This window comes from Dorea acetigenes (assembly GCF_025567385.1).
Lineage (GTDB): Bacteria > Bacillota > Clostridia > Lachnospirales > Lachnospiraceae > Claveliimonas > Claveliimonas acetigenes.
Window position 1 is genome coordinate 78,702 of sequence record NZ_JAOQJU010000013.1, and the last position, 15,252, is coordinate 93,953.

8 protein-coding genes, 1 tRNA gene and 1 rRNA gene are annotated in these 15,252 nt (G+C 44.3%); 1 reads left to right on the plus strand and 9 read right to left on the minus strand.

Annotated elements, in window-relative coordinates; genetic code table 11:
• Nucleotides 1-356: 356 nt before the first annotated feature.
• The 5 genes from OCV99_RS11185 to OCV99_RS11205 all read right to left on the minus strand — a co-directional run bounded on the left by OCV99_RS11185 (nucleotide 357) and on the right by OCV99_RS11205 (nucleotide 11,955).
• Nucleotides 357-5,984 carry a family 43 glycosylhydrolase gene (locus OCV99_RS11185; protein ID WP_158370626.1) on the minus strand — a complete coding sequence of 1,876 codons (5,628 nt, stop codon included), beginning with the start codon at nucleotides 5,982-5,984 and terminating at the stop codon, nucleotides 357-359.
• Nucleotides 5,985-6,089: 105 nt separating this feature from the next.
• A complete protein-coding gene (locus OCV99_RS11190; RefSeq protein WP_158370628.1) occupies nucleotides 6,090-7,736 on the minus strand; it encodes a type 2 periplasmic-binding domain-containing protein in 1,647 nt (548 codons plus the stop codon).
• Entirely contained in the window at nucleotides 7,736-9,337 is a 1,602-nt protein-coding gene (locus OCV99_RS11195) for a response regulator transcription factor (protein WP_158370630.1), read from the minus strand. Before OCV99_RS11195 ends, OCV99_RS11190 begins: the two co-directional genes overlap by 1 nt.
• Nucleotides 9,309-11,084, minus strand: coding sequence for a sensor histidine kinase (locus tag OCV99_RS11200; protein WP_158370632.1), 1,776 nt, complete (start codon nucleotides 11,082-11,084; stop codon nucleotides 9,309-9,311). Before OCV99_RS11200 ends, OCV99_RS11195 begins: the two co-directional genes overlap by 29 nt.
• A 13-nt stretch (nucleotides 11,085-11,097) precedes the next feature.
• Nucleotides 11,098-11,955 carry a DegV family protein gene (locus OCV99_RS11205; protein ID WP_227193488.1) on the minus strand — a complete coding sequence of 286 codons (858 nt, stop codon included), beginning with the start codon at nucleotides 11,953-11,955 and terminating at the stop codon, nucleotides 11,098-11,100.
• 155 nt (nucleotides 11,956-12,110) lie between these two features.
• Here OCV99_RS11205 and OCV99_RS11210 point away from each other — a divergent pair, with 155 nt between their 5' ends.
• Nucleotides 12,111-12,653, plus strand: coding sequence for a TetR/AcrR family transcriptional regulator (locus OCV99_RS11210; RefSeq protein ID WP_158370637.1), 543 nt, complete (start codon nucleotides 12,111-12,113; stop codon nucleotides 12,651-12,653).
• A 7-nt stretch (nucleotides 12,654-12,660) separates the two neighbouring features.
• Here the strand turns inward: OCV99_RS11210 and pepV are convergent, their stop codons facing one another.
• From pepV to OCV99_RS11230, 4 genes are all read right to left on the minus strand, one after another.
• Nucleotides 12,661-14,025, minus strand: a complete 1,365-nt coding sequence (gene pepV, locus OCV99_RS11215; RefSeq protein WP_158370639.1) for a dipeptidase PepV — start codon at nucleotides 14,023-14,025, stop codon at nucleotides 12,661-12,663.
• A 9-nt stretch (nucleotides 14,026-14,034) separates the two neighbouring features.
• Complete coding sequence (locus tag OCV99_RS11220; RefSeq protein WP_158370641.1) at nucleotides 14,035-14,805, minus strand: EFR1 family ferrodoxin; 771 nt, start codon at nucleotides 14,803-14,805, stop codon at nucleotides 14,035-14,037.
• Between the two features lie 71 nt (nucleotides 14,806-14,876).
• A tRNA-Asn gene (locus tag OCV99_RS11225) sits at nucleotides 14,877-14,948 on the minus strand.
• 171 nt (nucleotides 14,949-15,119) lie between these two features.
• Nucleotides 15,120-15,252: ribosomal RNA gene (locus OCV99_RS11230) — 23S ribosomal RNA — on the minus strand; the annotation flags it as partial.

Consider the following 15,252-nt stretch of genomic DNA (forward strand, 5'->3'; position numbering starts at 1 on the left):
AAGCCAATTGATTATATTTTATTTCAATCGACTGGCGGCAGTTTTTTTGTTACCTAAATTTCCACAATGACCTTCGATTTTTCCTCTTTTATATTATAATTTCTTTCCGGTCCTATGACTATAAACAGTTCTTTACTTCTTTTAACCATCCTTTACTTCTTATTTTTCCTCTGATTTTTGCAGTCTTTATGTATTTTAGCAAAATTTCTATGAAATTAACATGTATTTTTTTTCGATTTTTGGTAATATTTTTGGGATTCAAAAAATCCCCGGCAACATCCGGCGCCATTTTGTAAATGACACTTTCTATTACCGGGGATTTCCCTTTTATTCCCGCAAGCTACGGGGGATTTGACTTACTTTTCAAATTTTTCCATAAACCGCTGGATAATGATAGCACATTCCGCACGGCTTGTGCCTCCCTGCGGGTCGAGACGGTAAGAACCGTCTTCATTTTCTTTTCCGGCAATGATTCCGTTGGCTACTGCCCACTTCATCGCCTTTTCTGCAAATTCTGTTACCTCATCTGCATCTGTAAATGCACTGATATCGGTCGGTTCTTTGGACTCATACTTCTTGTATTCCGCATAACGGTACATCATGGTTACCATCTGTTCACGGGTAATCGGATCGTTTGTTCCAAAATAACCGGAGTCTGTGTAACCGGTAATGACCTCCGCATCTGCCGCCCAGAGAACTGCTGTTGAATAGAACTGTCCATCCGGTACATCCGGGAATCTGTTCGTATACTCTGCAGCCGGTTTTCCTTCAATTCTGTGAAGAATGGTTGCAAACTGTGCACGAGGAAGAATAACGTATGGACCAAAATGCGTCGGATCCATGCCTGTCATAATCTCTTCGTAGTAGTTATAAGCTACTTCATCGTAGAACCAGTCACTTTCTACTACATCTTCGTACGGAAGTCCTTTTGCTTGCAGAGCCTTTGCTGCTTTGTCAAGCGCCGCAACCGCATCATCAATTTCTTGCTGTGTTGCATCTTCTTTCGCTAATACTTCTTCTGCCTTCTTCAAAGCTTCTTCGTAAGCTGCCCAGCTTTCTTCCGTATACTTAGCCTTCTCTGTATCCGCTACTGCCGCTTTCACCGCTGCCTCCAAAGCTTTTTTGTCTGTTACAACCGGCTCCGGTTTTTCAATCTCTTTGAGTGCTTCCTGTGCGTCGGTAAGAGCTTTCGCAGCGTCATCGACTTCTTGCTGTGTTGCATTATCATCCTTAAAGACTTCATTTGCTTTGGCAAGTGCTTCCTGCAGCTTTTCTACGGTTTCCTCCGTATATTTCGTAATATCAACAGCCGTCGCTTTGTCAATCGCTTCCTTAAGGTCTGTCTTGTCAACCTTCACTTCTGTTTCTTCAAACTGCCAGTAATCTACTGTCATCAGGTCTTTGCCGTCAGCTCCTGTGAAGACGAAGAATACATTGTGTTCTCCGGTCACGCCTTCCAGCTCACATTCCACCTTTTTGTAGTTTCCGTCGCCCGCCGGTACCTCCAGGGTTCCTGCAAGCGTACCATCTGCACTGTCAAGACGAATTTCCACCTTGCCGCCTTCTTTTGCCGCAATATTCGCTGTCAGCTTCTTTGCTCCGCTAACACCAAAGTCAAGACCTGCGATTGCTGTCCAGTCACCGTTCTGAATATCCGTAACTTCCATATTCAGCGTTTTAACCATACTGCCTTCCTGCTTGGATACTGCAGTTTTGATGCCGGAATTCCATGCAAACATTTCACCTTCCAGTCTCGCATATGGATCCACGGTCTTTAAAAGGCTGATGCCCTTCATATCTGCCGTAATCGGCTCAATCGTGCCATCCTTACTGATATTCACCTTATTGATGTGAGTAGAACGGTATCCGTTTGCCTTTCCAAGAGCCTTTCCTAATGTCTGTGCATGATAAGTAATATAGTATTCTCCACCAAATTCAAAGATCGCATGATGGTTATTTCCACCTACGCCAAAGAACTTAGCCGGATTATCTAAAATCTCTCCCTTATACTCAAACGGTCCCATCGGGCTGTCGCTTTCCATGTAACAGATGATTCCCTGTCCCGGGTAACCTGCCGCATGCTGGGAGAAATTGGAACAATAACTGTAATAGTATTTCTCTCCATACTTGTGGATACCGGAATCTTCAAAGATTGCCGGTGCATCAATCACCTGTGCATCTCCATCCAGATGAACCATATCATCTGTCAGCTTCACTACACGTGAAGTCTTCGGATTATTTGCATCGTTATCCGGAACACCGCCGCCATAGTAGAGGTAACCGGTTCCGTCATCATCTACCAGAACAGCTGGGTCAAATAACCAGATTACGCCGTCTGCATGGGCGGATCCCGGCGGAACCAAAGCCTGTCCAATCGGATCAACGAATGGTCCAATCGGAGAATCTGCTTCTAATACACCGATTCCGCCGCCGCCATCTGCAAAGTAAAGGAAGAATTTCTCTTTGCCGTCAATGGTTTTATGTGCTGCTGCAGGAGCCCATGAACAGGTTGCCCACTTTGCAGCTCCGTCAGGATTATTCTTACCTGCTACCGGGATGGAACCATGGTCGGTCCAGTTCACCATATCAGCAGAAGAGATCACATTAATGGTATTAATATTTCCATAGGTATTGTCCACGGAACCATTGTTCTGCGCTTCATATTCCTGAGAGTCATTTGTCATATAGATATAAACTCTTCCATCATATTCCATCGCATATGGATCCGCGCCAAACTTATGGTCTACCAGAGGATTGGAATCGCCCGGCTTCTTTGCCAGCGCTCCCATATCTACGTATTTCAATGTTACGACAGATTTCGCACCGCTGACATCATAGGACACCTTGTCTCCTGTGGTCTGGATATAATCTGCCTGTACGGTAGCATCTATGTCTGCCGTCACATAATCTGCGGCTTTCAGTTTAATTGTTGCAAATACATCGTCTTCTTCTGTCGCTGTGTAACCAACGCCCTCTCCATTTACCGTCAGAAGAAGCTGTCCGTTACTGTAAGAATAAGTTGCCGTACCTGTCACATTCTTTTCATTGAAGACTACATCCGTAACCTTTAACTGTGACGGGATTCCAAAAGAAGCGCTGATACTCTTATAATTTCCTTCCGGGAGACTTGTCATCTTCACCGGAATCTCTACTTCCGCATTGGCAACGCCTGCTGCCTGTACATTTTCCATTTTGGCTGTTCCCGCATCTTTTGTTCCTTCTGTTCCGGAATTGCCATCCTCAATGCGGAAATAATCAAAATCTACATAACCGCCGGTACTCTTGGTCGCATAGTTAAACAGACCAAAACGGTATCCCATGAAATGAGCCAGGCTGTAAACCATCGGAAGTTCATCGCCGATCTTTGTCCAGCTCTTTCCATCCAGGCTATAATAGAAATAAGCCTTGTTGCTGTTAAAATCAAAATCAATCTTTAAGTATACTCTATCCTGGGTAAGTTCTACACTGTCTGCTTCATATGGCTCGAAGTTGTCACTTCCGTTTTCCTTTGTGCCAACCATTACCAGGTATTTCTTACCACCGTCCATCTTAACGCCCACATAGCCATACTTTGCGGCAAAAGCTGCAAGACCTGCTACGTCGCCGTTCTTCATATTTCCCACTTCCAGAGCTACATTACCGGAGCACTGCGGTGCATAGGTTCTCTGTGTCAGTGTATTTCTTGCTTCTGTGAGTGTTTTGCAGGTACTTCCTGTCGTCATCCTGAGATAACCGGCACGGTCTGTCAGGGACCAGCATGCATTATTCGGATTATGGTTCCACTGCCACTCAAGCTTCAGGTTCGAACCATTATAAGAACGCTCGTCCATCGTGGGCTGCTCAATCACTCTCTTGGTAACAACCAGGTCGTCCACATAGTAATCCATCCGGTCATTTTCCGGATCCTGCTCTGGCGTCCAGGATGTTTCCAGGAAGAATACGAGATTATCCGTATTCATGTCTTCCGGTACAGTGTAAGAACTACTGATTTTGGTCCACTCGCCCTTCTTCACATTTCCGCCGACAATATTCTTATAAGTGCCATCGTAAAATGCTGTCAGAATGAAATTCCTGGTGTCCGGTCCGGTCGTATATTTGATGTTGTAAGATACGTCAATAATATCTCCTGCTTCCAATAATCCGGATACATCCTGCTGAGGTCCGGAACCTGTCACTTTACGGTCTGTTACCTTCACACTGCTGTTGCCACTTACCTTCTCTGTGGTATCCAGCGTCAGCGTACAATTCTCTCTTCCGGTCCAGCGTGACAGCTCATCTTCAAATCCGCCATTCTTAATCAGGTTGTCGCCTTCCTCCTTCGGAATGCTCTCTGCAATGACAGACACATCATCTACATAGAAATCCATCAGATCATTGTCTGCCGTCGGATTCGCTGCCCAGCTTGTTTCCAGGAAGATTGCACTTGCAGAAATATCCGTGCCTTCCTTCACCGTAAACGTGCCTGATACAGTTCCCCATTCACCCTTCGTAATGGTGCCGCTTCCCATAATCTGGATACTGTCACCATTGACATAGCTCTTTCCATTATAAATACACATATTAAAGTTCTTTGTTGCCGGGCTGTTCGGATGATCGTATTTAATCTTTGCCGTGATCTTGTATGTACCACCCTCTACAACATCGCCGGTAATATCCTGGCGCGGGCCTGAACCTGTCGTTGTCCTGTTGGTAACCTTAAGGATTTTGTTGCCGTCCTCTTCTACCACTTCAATGTCAGCCGGATCATTGACCGTCCAATGTTCCGTTCCGTCATCAAAGCTGCCGTTTTCAATCAGCTCATCTCCGTCATACACTTCCAGAGCTTCTATTTCTTCATCCACATCTGCCGCCGTCGGCACTCCTGTAGCTCCATACATCTCATACTGCTTCGTATATGCGGCTCTTTCTTCGCCGTTGTAGAACTCATCTGAAGTAACGACACTCTTCTCACCCCAGGATTCAAGTGGCATAACTGCAGTATCGTCTACTTCGCCCTTTTCATTGCCCATCATCGGCCATCCGTCTGTCCAGGTAACCGGAACAAGTACCGGGCAGCGTCCTACCGGTCCCATGTCACGGAATACCATTCCATACCAGTCGCCGTCAACAGTATCGATAATGCCTCCCTGTGCAGCGCCTTTATCCTGAAGGACAATCTTGCGCTCCCAGTTACCATTTACGAAGTCTTCTATGGAATCTGCACGGAAGCATAATTCTGTACGCATTCCTTTCGTACCTGCATCTGCATTCTCCGCCGGCCATGTAATCATAAACACATAATACTTCCCATTAATTTTCTGTACATGCGTTCCTTCTGCAAGACCGCCCGTTCCTTCAAGAGCTGTCCCTTTCCATGCATCGCTAATCAGAACTTTCTCAGTACCCGGCTTAATCTGAAGGCCGTTCTCTACAATCTCCATCTCGCAGATTTTGATTGTACCGCCTCCATATGCCATATAGATCTTTCCGTCATCGTCAAAGAACAGTCCCATATCATGGTAACCGCCTTTTACTTCTGTATGGGTCCACACGCCATTTTCAATATCATCTGTCGTATAGAAATAAGTCTTACCTGTGGTATAAGACATAAAAGACACATAATATTTCCCGTCATAATACCTCAGGCTGCTTGCCCATGAACCATTTGCATACGCGCTCTGGCCGTTTCTCAATGACATAGCGTCCCCGTCATCCATAACGTCATACACATAGTTTACGATTTCCCAGTTCACCAGATCCTTTGATTTCATAATCGGGACGCCTGGTGACAGATGCATCGTCGTGCTCGACATATAATAAGTGTCGCCCACACGAATCACATCCACATCCGGCACATCTGCATAAATAACCGGATTGTTATAAGTCCCGTCGCCATTGTCCGAAGACGCTGACGCTGCTGCCGGCAGGGGAATCATACTGACTGCCAGAAGCAATGCAAGTATCACACGTGAAAAGTGCTTTACTGCTTTTTTACCTTTTTTCATAGCTTTTCTCCTCCTTTACCAAAATATATCCTTATTATCCCATAAGTCCTGTTTCTTTTCACCCCAACAAACTAAACCAAAAAAACCATACAAACTAAAATTCATTTAGTTTGTATGGTTTTCTATTCTTCGCTGCACTTCACGGGTCAGCTCTGCTTCATAGGCTTCTACATCCACCTCCCGCTCATATTCCTCCATATAGGATTCCCAGGCGCTCTCAAAATCTTCTGCCATAATCACCTGTGGAAGCCATTTATGTTTTACATCTGACATGGCCTGCTTCGCCTGTCCGTATGGTGTATCCTGCCCCCATAGATTCTCCGCCGTATACAGCGGGAACCAGGGAGGCGTAACCTCTTCAGGTGAATTCAAAAAATCCGTCCACTTCTCATATCCGTAACCATCCAGAACCTGTTTGTCAATCTCATCCAGTGTATCGTAATATTCTCCCGGCTGATACTCTGGAATAGCCGCATTCTTCCCATCTGCTGTCACTCCTCCATATTTGGGAAAGTAATCATAAGAGCAAAGATTCTCTGTCTGCCAGGTTTTATTATTCGCATTCTGTTTCTGCTCTTCTGTTCTATAGAAAATGCCATTCTCATCTACCTCATAGTCAATCCCCTCTTCTCCCCAGTACCGCATAATGTGAATCTCTTCCTTCAGCAAGTCATTCATAAATTGCAATGCGCCCTCCACATCTTTACAACTTACCGTAATTCCCATTCCATTTGCGCTGTTAAAAGCGACTCCGCTCCTGTAAGCGCCCGTTATGCTTTCATCAGCTACAATTCCCAGAGGGACATAGGTTCTGTCTACAAGCCCTTTGCCGTATAAAATATTCTCTGCATCCATAAACTGCCAGTACTGATCCACCACACCCAGCACATTCCCGGTACTTATTTTTTCCATATACTGATCATATGACAGCACGAACGTATCTGCTTGTATCATCCCCTTTCTATACATCTCATTTAATTTCTGAAAATACTGTTTTGCCTCCGGTATGGTGTCATACACAGAAGCTGTCTTTGTTTCCGGATCAACAATCGCACATCCGTCATTGGGATATCCCGCAAGAAACTGAGGCGGATTCTCCAGACAGAAATACCTCCAATCGTCACATAAAATCTGAAAGCCGGTATTTGCCGATCCGTCTTCATTCGTCGGATTTGCCGCCATATAATCCTCAATCACTCGGAAATACTGGTCGAGGGTCTTTATTTCCGGATATCCCGCCCAGATCAGCACTCTTTTCTGTATCCAGAATGCCTCATCTGCATACCGTGGATTCATATCTTCTCCCCGCACGGTCGAAAACTGCGGGATATAATAAATATGTCCGTCAGGCTGCCGCAAGGATTCCCATTGCTCCGGTGTCAGGTAATTCTTAAGCTCCGGATAATCGTCCAGATACTCGTCCAAAGGAATATAAGCATTCGCCTCCAAAAGCTGCGCCGTTGCATCTCCGCCATCAAGGAAATCCGGATACGTTCCTTTTTGGATCATCGAATGAATCTTCTCCGAAGCAGTCTGCCCTGTCAGATATTTAAGCTCTGCCTTGGCACCAATCTTTTCCGCTATTTTATTCTTCATTCTGTTGTCGTCCGGTATTTCTTTCCCCGGCACGGACACAAAAGCTGAAAATGTCTTGATTTCCTCCTGTTTTGTAAACAATTTTGTCCCGCATCCCCACAAGCAGAGAACGGACAGGAGACAAAAAATCCATCCTATTTTCTTTCTTCTTTTCATCAGTTTTCCTCTTTTTTTCTTTTCATCCGATACTGCCGCGGCGTCATGCCCTTTTCCTGCACAAATTTGTTAATAAAATAATCTGTGTTGTGAAACCCTACTTTTTCCGCTATCGCATATATTTTTTCATCCGTATCTGCCAATAGCTGCGTCGCTTTTTCGATTCTGACCCGGTTCAGATATTCCTTAAAGGTAATCCCGTTTTTCTTTTTAAATATCTGCCCGAGATATACATTATTAATATAAAACTGTTCTCCAATAGACTTCAGACTGATATTTTCGCTGTAGTTCTTTCGGATATACTCTTCCACCTGTCCCAGAACTCCTTCCGACTCAACCTTCCTCAGCCGTTCCAGATATTCTGCATAGGCGCAGACAAATTCCGTCAATTCATCCGCCGTTCCACTCAACACAATTTTATCGAAAGACTTCTGCCCGATGTGCTTCAATACCTCTTCCTGATTTGCTTCATTATCCAGCTCATTCGCCAGATCCACAAGCCGGTACAACAGATAATACAGCTTGGTCTGCAGTACATTCAGATTAAAACCACTGTTTTGTATCTGTTCATAAATCTGCTGTACTTTCCTAACAATCATTTCTTCATTATTAACACGGACCGCTTCTACCAGCTCTTCGATGTCCCGCGCACGCATCCCCAGCGCCGGCCTGGATTTTTCAAACTTCTCACCAACTGCTATCGGCTGATTACTGTCATCTGCAAACTCATGCATACAGCGCGTCAGACGGATGGAATAATAAGAATGACTGATATCTGCAATGCGGTTCACCGCCGTACCCACATACACTTGTGTCTTCCATCCCGTTTTTGCCTGCATTCTTTTCTGTAGCCAGGTGACATACTCCATCGCTTCCATCTGCTGCTCCCGATACATCTGTGGAATCAAAAGCACTCCGGCGCCCGTAAGCTGTTCTTCTTCATGGAGGTTGCTGACAACCTGCTGCTTCCAGTCCTTCAGTATAGACCGCATCTCCATTACGAACTGCTTCTGCAAAGAACTTCTCTCTTCCTCCGCCATATTCCGGAACATATCTGCATTTTTCTCGAATTCAAAGCTGACATACTGCCATTCGTCTGACTCCGGCATATACTGATTCACAATTTCCAGATCTGTTTCCATATATCTTCCTAATAAAATATGAGAAAGATGAATGTCAAGCTCATGGTTTAGCACCAGTTCTATATTATCATCCCGGTTCTTCTCTTTCTCTTCCTTCACTTTCTCCAGTATGCCGATCAATTCCTCTTTTTGAATCGGCTTCAGCAGATAGTCTTCCACCGCCAGGCGCAGCGCTTCCCGCGCATAAGAGAAATCTGCATATCCGGTAAGAACGATAAAGCGAATCTCCATTTCCCTTTCCTGCGCCGCCTTTATCAGCTCTAATCCGGACATCCTCGGCATCTTCAGATCCACAAATACAAGGTCTATTTCCTCTCCATCCAGCATTTCCAATGCCTGCATCCCATTCTCCGCTTCCGCGGCAATTTCATAACCATAAGACTCCCAGTCTATAATCATCCGCATTCCCTGTCTGATAAATGGCTCATCATCAACAAGCATTACCTTGATCTTCGACATTTTTATCCTGCTCCTTTCGGGGTATTTTAATAAATAATTCGGTCCCTTCCCCCGATGTACTGTCTATTTCTACTTCAACGGCTTCTGCAAAATAAAGCTTCAGCCGGACAACCGTATTCAAAATGCCAATACTCTTCGCCTTGCTCAGATCTTCAATCGAAGCATTCTTTATCTTCTCTCGCAATTCTTCCAGCGTTTTCTCCGGCATTCCGCAGCCATCGTCAATTACTTCCACGTAAATGCATTCTTCATCCGATGTAACGGCCACGGAAATGCTGCCGCCGTGAATCTGCGGCTCAATTCCATGAATACATGCATTTTCCACAAAGGTCATAATCGAAAACTTCGGAATATAAAGCTTCTCCGTTCCTTCCTGCACATAAACCGACCAGATAAGCCGTTCGCCAAACCTGCTCTTTTGTATATCCAGATAGGCCCTGACCGACTCTACTTCTTCTGACACCCGGACAAATTCCGACGTCCAGCGGGTCACCTGCCGCAGAAGCATCGAAAACTTTCCCATCAGCTCCGCCGTCTCTTTTTCATTTTTTACAAGGCTGTGCATACGGATACTTTCAAGTGTGTTATACATAAAATGCGGATTAATCTGCCTTTTCATTGCATCCAGCTCCGCCCGGTTCCTTGCAATCTGTATATTCTTCCGTTCCGCATCTTTCTTATAAACAACTTCTATTAATTCCCTAATCTTTACCGCCATCAGATTAAAGCTGCGAATCAGGTCACCCAATTCATCTTTTCCCTGATTCCCCGGAATCTCTTCAAATTCACCCTGTTCTGCCTTCTTTATATATTCTTCTGTTATCCGCAGCCGCCTTCCAAAGGAACGGTTCACAAATACGATCAGGATACTTGGCAGAATCAAATTAAGCAGCACCAGAAGCAGCAGAATGGTTTCCTGTCCTTCCAGCGCTTCTGTGACGCTGTATTTGTCCATTGTAATCGCAATATTCCAACTGTCTCCCAGCGTTTCTAAAGAGCTGCGGACTTCCAGTCCTTTTTTTTCATAGGCCGACACAGGCAGATAATCTTCCTTCGTATTCGCAAAAGAATCCGAACTAAGAATGATTTTTTCACCGTCATCCACATAAATATCCATCTCTGAAGACTCCTGCTCCAAAATCCTGTTCAGATCTCCATAATCAAAGTCAATCCGCATTACCGCATCGCCGCCGAAATTATCCATTTTTCTGACCAGGGAAATATGCCTTGCATGATTTAGAGATTGTTCATAGGCGTTATTTTCTTCATAATATGCTATTATAAAAATTCTATCTTCATTCTCCTGGTACTGCTGATACCACAGAGAATCTTTGACTTCATCTATATCACAAAAATAGGAACCATTGACAATACTTTTATTATCTACGCAGATTTGTATATTGTAAATGGAATCGGTCGTGTAATAATAACGGATAACACTGTTCTCCAGGAACTGATTAAAATACTCATAATACTCTGCATGGGAAGTATAGGTCCGGTGTACAAATTCATCCACCTTCTCATTCATATACAGGTAATCAGATATTGTCACCACATTATTAATCTTGGTATTCAGTTCATTCGTAACCTTGCCAAGTACCTCTTTCATAGTATCCTGTTCCTGCTGGCTTACATTCTGTGTAACCGTATACACAAAAAAAGAATCCGTCACCACCATTGGAATCAGAACACACACAATATATATAATAATCCGCTTTGTCTTTATCTTAAAATTATCCAAATACATCTCTGTCCTTCTATTAATTTACACAGACCGCCGCCCCTATGGTTCCCGGTCCCACATGACAGCAGATACTCAGCGGAAGTCTGGCGATTTCAATGTTGTGATCCGGATACATTTCCTTCCATTTTTCCGCCCACTCCATAACTTCTTCTCTGGCGTCCGCATGACCGACAAATATACGGACATTCTCAGCCCCATGCTTTCCCGCAAGGCGTTCATAATCCTTCGCAATCGCTTCCTCAATCATCTTCTTCGCTTTCTTTGTGCCCCGCGTTTTGCCATAGGCCTCGATTGCGCCTCCATGCAGCTTCAGCACCGGTTTCACATGCAGAAGCTCTCCCGCCATAGCGGCTGCTCCGCTGATTCGTCCTCCCCGTTTCAGATATTCCAGGGATTCCACCGTGATATAAATTTCCGCTTCCATGCAGGTAGCCTCCAGCTTCTCCTTAATTTCACTGGCGGCCATCCCTGCATCTGCCAGCTTCCTTGCATATTGTGCAAGCGCTGCCTGGGTCACAGATATCCGATTTCCATCTACTACCAGCACCCGGCCGCCATATTCTTCACTGAAAGTCACTGCCGTTGCATAACCGCCGCTTAACACCTTTGCCATCGGAATATGGATAATCCTGTCATAATCCTTCAGCAATTCTTCCCATATATCCGTCAGGTCTGCAATAGAGGGCTGTGAAGTACTCACCGGCACTCCCTTTTTCATACTGTCAAAAAATTCCCTGTCCGTCAGTGTAATTCCCTCTTTGTGTTCTTGTCCTCCCACGGAAAATGTCATCGGTAAGATATGAATGCCTTGTTTTTCCGCCTCTTCCCTGCTAAGTCCACTGTTACTGTCTGTTAAAATTGCAATCTTTTCCAAAATAAGGGTTCCTCCTGATTCTATAAAATATCACCAAAATTCCTTGTATTTTTCTCATCAACCGTTTAAAATTTAAGCGTTACAAATTGTAACATTTACCGCTGACAGATTCAATATTCCCATTTTTAACTGTTACAAATCGGAGGTTTTTGTTTATGAAAAGAAAAAATCAGTCCAATATCCTTGCAAGAGAATATATTACAACGGCATTAATTAAGCTGGCAAATGAAAAGCCGCTTTCTTCCATATCAATCTCGGAATTGACACAAAAAGCTGGTGTATCCCGTATGACTTATTATAGGAATTACTCTTCCAAAGAAGAGATCCTTGAAACATATATGAATGAAATCGTGGCTGCTTACCGCGTGGATCTGGAAAAAATGGGAACACCAAAAACCTATGGGAATTATGAAAATATTCTCCACTGTTTCCGGTATTTCAAAAAATATCAGTCCTTTTTAAACTGTATCATTAAAATAGGGATGGGCAAACTGCTATTAGACGCTCTTACCTCCTACCTGCTGGAAACCTACCACAAAGATTCCACAGACACCGCCCTGTATTATTCCCTGCAGGCATATGCCGGCGCCCTTTTCAATATCTATATGGCATGTACTGCCAATGGCTACAAAGAATCTATTGAAGAGCTTGCCTCTATCATCCAGAGTCCGACGCTCACCTCCGGAGCAGACAAGTAAACAGCGCCTATTTCCGGGCAATTTCATACATAGCCGCCGCCGTGATTTGAATGGAGCGCACCAGATTATCAACTACTGCAAATTCATTCGGCGCATGAATAACTTCCTCTTCTCCCGGGAAGACCGGACCAAATGCCACCATATTATGAAAAGATTTGGCGTAGGTTCCACCTCCGATGGCAATAGGCTGTGCTTCCATATCTCCCGTCTGCTCACGATATACTTTCATCAGCTTCTGCACCAGCTCGGAATCTACCGGTACATAAAGCAGATTGTGAGCCTCAACCTCAGCCTCCAATCCATAATCCGCCAGCTTCTCTTTCACGCTGCCAAGAACCGTCTCCTCTGCCGCATTCTTTGGATACCGAATGTCCAAAGAAAAAGAAAGCTTCTTTTCATCGCATTTGATAACGCCAAGATTTACCGTTGTATTTCCTGTCTCTTCATCTTCATAGCAAATACCAAGTGATTCTCCATTCGTCTCCCAACCAATCTTCTCCATAATAAAATCTATCATTTTCTGCAAATCGCCGCCAAAATCATTTCCCTTCAATGCGTCAAAAAGACGGATTGCCGCATTCTCTCCCTGCTCCGGCGTACTTCCATGAGCACTGACGCCTTCTGCCGTTACAATTGTCCGCCCGCCTTCTTTCCTAACGGTAATATACTCTTTTTCCTCAACTACAAGTTCTCCCTCTGCTTCCAATGTACATTTAGGCGTTACTACATTTTTCGCTTCGCCCCCTTCAATAGAGAGAACTCTCACAGCAGACGGTTCTTCCACCTTCTTCGTAACATCCCAGAAACTCTGCCCTTTCTCACAAAATATAACCGGGAACTCCGCATCCGGGGTAAATCCGATGGTCGGCAGCTCTCCGCCTGCCTTGATATAGTGTTCCACACAGGAAGAACCGTTCTCTTCATCACAGCCGAACATTACACGAATTCTTCTATCGATTGGAAGCCCCAGCTCTTTGATTGCTTTTAACGCATAAATCGCCCCAATGGTCGGACCTTTATCATCCTGAACTCCCCGCCCATACATCTTACCGTCATGCACTTCGCACCCAAGCGGATCGTAGTTCCATCCTTCTCCTAATGGAACTACATCCACATGTCCCAGTACAGCTGCCATCTCTTCGCCATCGCCATACTCAACATAACCAACACGATTATCTATATTACCAGTTTTAAATCCCATCCTTTCGCCCAATGCCAAGGCATGATCCAATGCTTTTTTCACTTCTCTTCCATAAGGAGCATCTGGTTCTGGTTCTCCCCTTACGCTGCAGATTGCAACACTCTCTCGGATACTATCCAGCATTTCATCTTTCATTTCCTGTATTTTCTCATTCAATCTTTCGTAACTCATATCTTTTCCTCACTTCTTTTCATATATAATATCACTCTTAGGACAGACATAACGCGGCAAATCCTTACTGTGTTTACCATATTCAATCGCTTCTTTCGGGCAGCGGCAAATACAAGCCATACAGTGAGTACACTTATCTCCCCACACCGGCCTTCCATTTTCAAGCCGAATATTATTAAGAGGACAGACACTTACACATTTTCCGCAAGAAATACAACTATTGACAGTATAAAACTTTTTTGCATGAACAAACACCGGATAAAAAACAGCATTTACAATTCCGCTGTTTATTTTATCACTGAACGAAAGCCCTGATTGCGGAAGTCTCTCGCCATTCTTTATCAGGGAGGCTGCATGGTCTATGATTCCTTCTGCCTGTTCTATAATTTGCATAGCTTTTTCCTTAGTGGGCGTGGAGAATAATGCAATATAATTTTCCGGCATCGTAATGCCGATGCAGCCGTAATAATTCATCTTCTTTCGAGCGCAAAGTTTTTCAAGATATTTTCCTGCATTTCCGATGCTTCCGCCGCAGGTCATTACAAAATAAATATCCTTACTTCCTGTAAGACTTGTACTTTCCATCCACTTTTGTACAATGCGGGGAATTCGCCAGGCATAAGTGGGAACTACAATAACCCATTTCCGTTCAGAGTGCATACTGGAAAAATCGTCATTTCTAATTTTTTCAAAAAGATCCATAACTTCATCGCCAATTTTTTTCCCTATTTTTTTGGCTACGTATTCGCTATTCCCTGTTCCCGAAAAATATAAAATCATAGTGTCTTCTCCTTGCCATATATGAATAAACTAAAACCTCACAAATATTGACATTTGTGAGGTTTCTTAAGCTCCCCGAGTTGGGCTCGAACCAACAACCCCACGGTTAACAGCCGTGTGCTCTACCATTGAGCTATCGAGGATTATCACTATTTAATTATAGCCCTTTACAACCGTAATTGCAAGGACTTTTTCATGTACCTTCAAAACTGCATATAAGAAATACTTTTCAATCCATCTTTTTCCTATCCACCATTTTCAAACCCTCAGAAAGCCCATTCGAGAACTCTGTTCTCGCTTTCTTCCTGTTTGCTCAGGTTATGCCCTCGACCGATTAGTAACAGTCAGCTCCACATGTTGCCATGCTTCCACCTCTGCCCTATCTACCTCGTCGTCTTCAAGGGGTCTTACTACTTTACGTAGGGATATCTCATCTTGAGGGGGGCT

Bases quoted from the DNA above. Each gene is read 5' to 3' on its own strand.
- OCV99_RS11185 (WP_158370626.1), bottom strand. From the start codon at position 5,984: ATGAAAAAAGGTAAAAAAGCAGTAAAGCACTTTTCACGTGTGATACTT.
- OCV99_RS11190 (WP_158370628.1), bottom strand. From the start codon at position 7,736: ATGAAAAGAAGAAAGAAAATAGGATGGATTTTTTGTCTCCTGTCCGTT.
- OCV99_RS11195 (WP_158370630.1), bottom strand. From the start codon at position 9,337: ATGTCGAAGATCAAGGTAATGCTTGTTGATGATGAGCCATTTATCAGA.
- OCV99_RS11200 (WP_158370632.1), bottom strand. From the start codon at position 11,084: ATGTATTTGGATAATTTTAAGATAAAGACAAAGCGGATTATTATATAT.
- OCV99_RS11210 (WP_158370637.1), top strand. From the start codon at position 12,111: ATGAAAAGAAAAAATCAGTCCAATATCCTTGCAAGAGAATATATTACA.
- pepV (WP_158370639.1), bottom strand. From the start codon at position 14,025: ATGAGTTACGAAAGATTGAATGAGAAAATACAGGAAATGAAAGATGAA.
- OCV99_RS11220 (WP_158370641.1), bottom strand. From the start codon at position 14,805: ATGATTTTATATTTTTCGGGAACAGGGAATAGCGAATACGTAGCCAAA.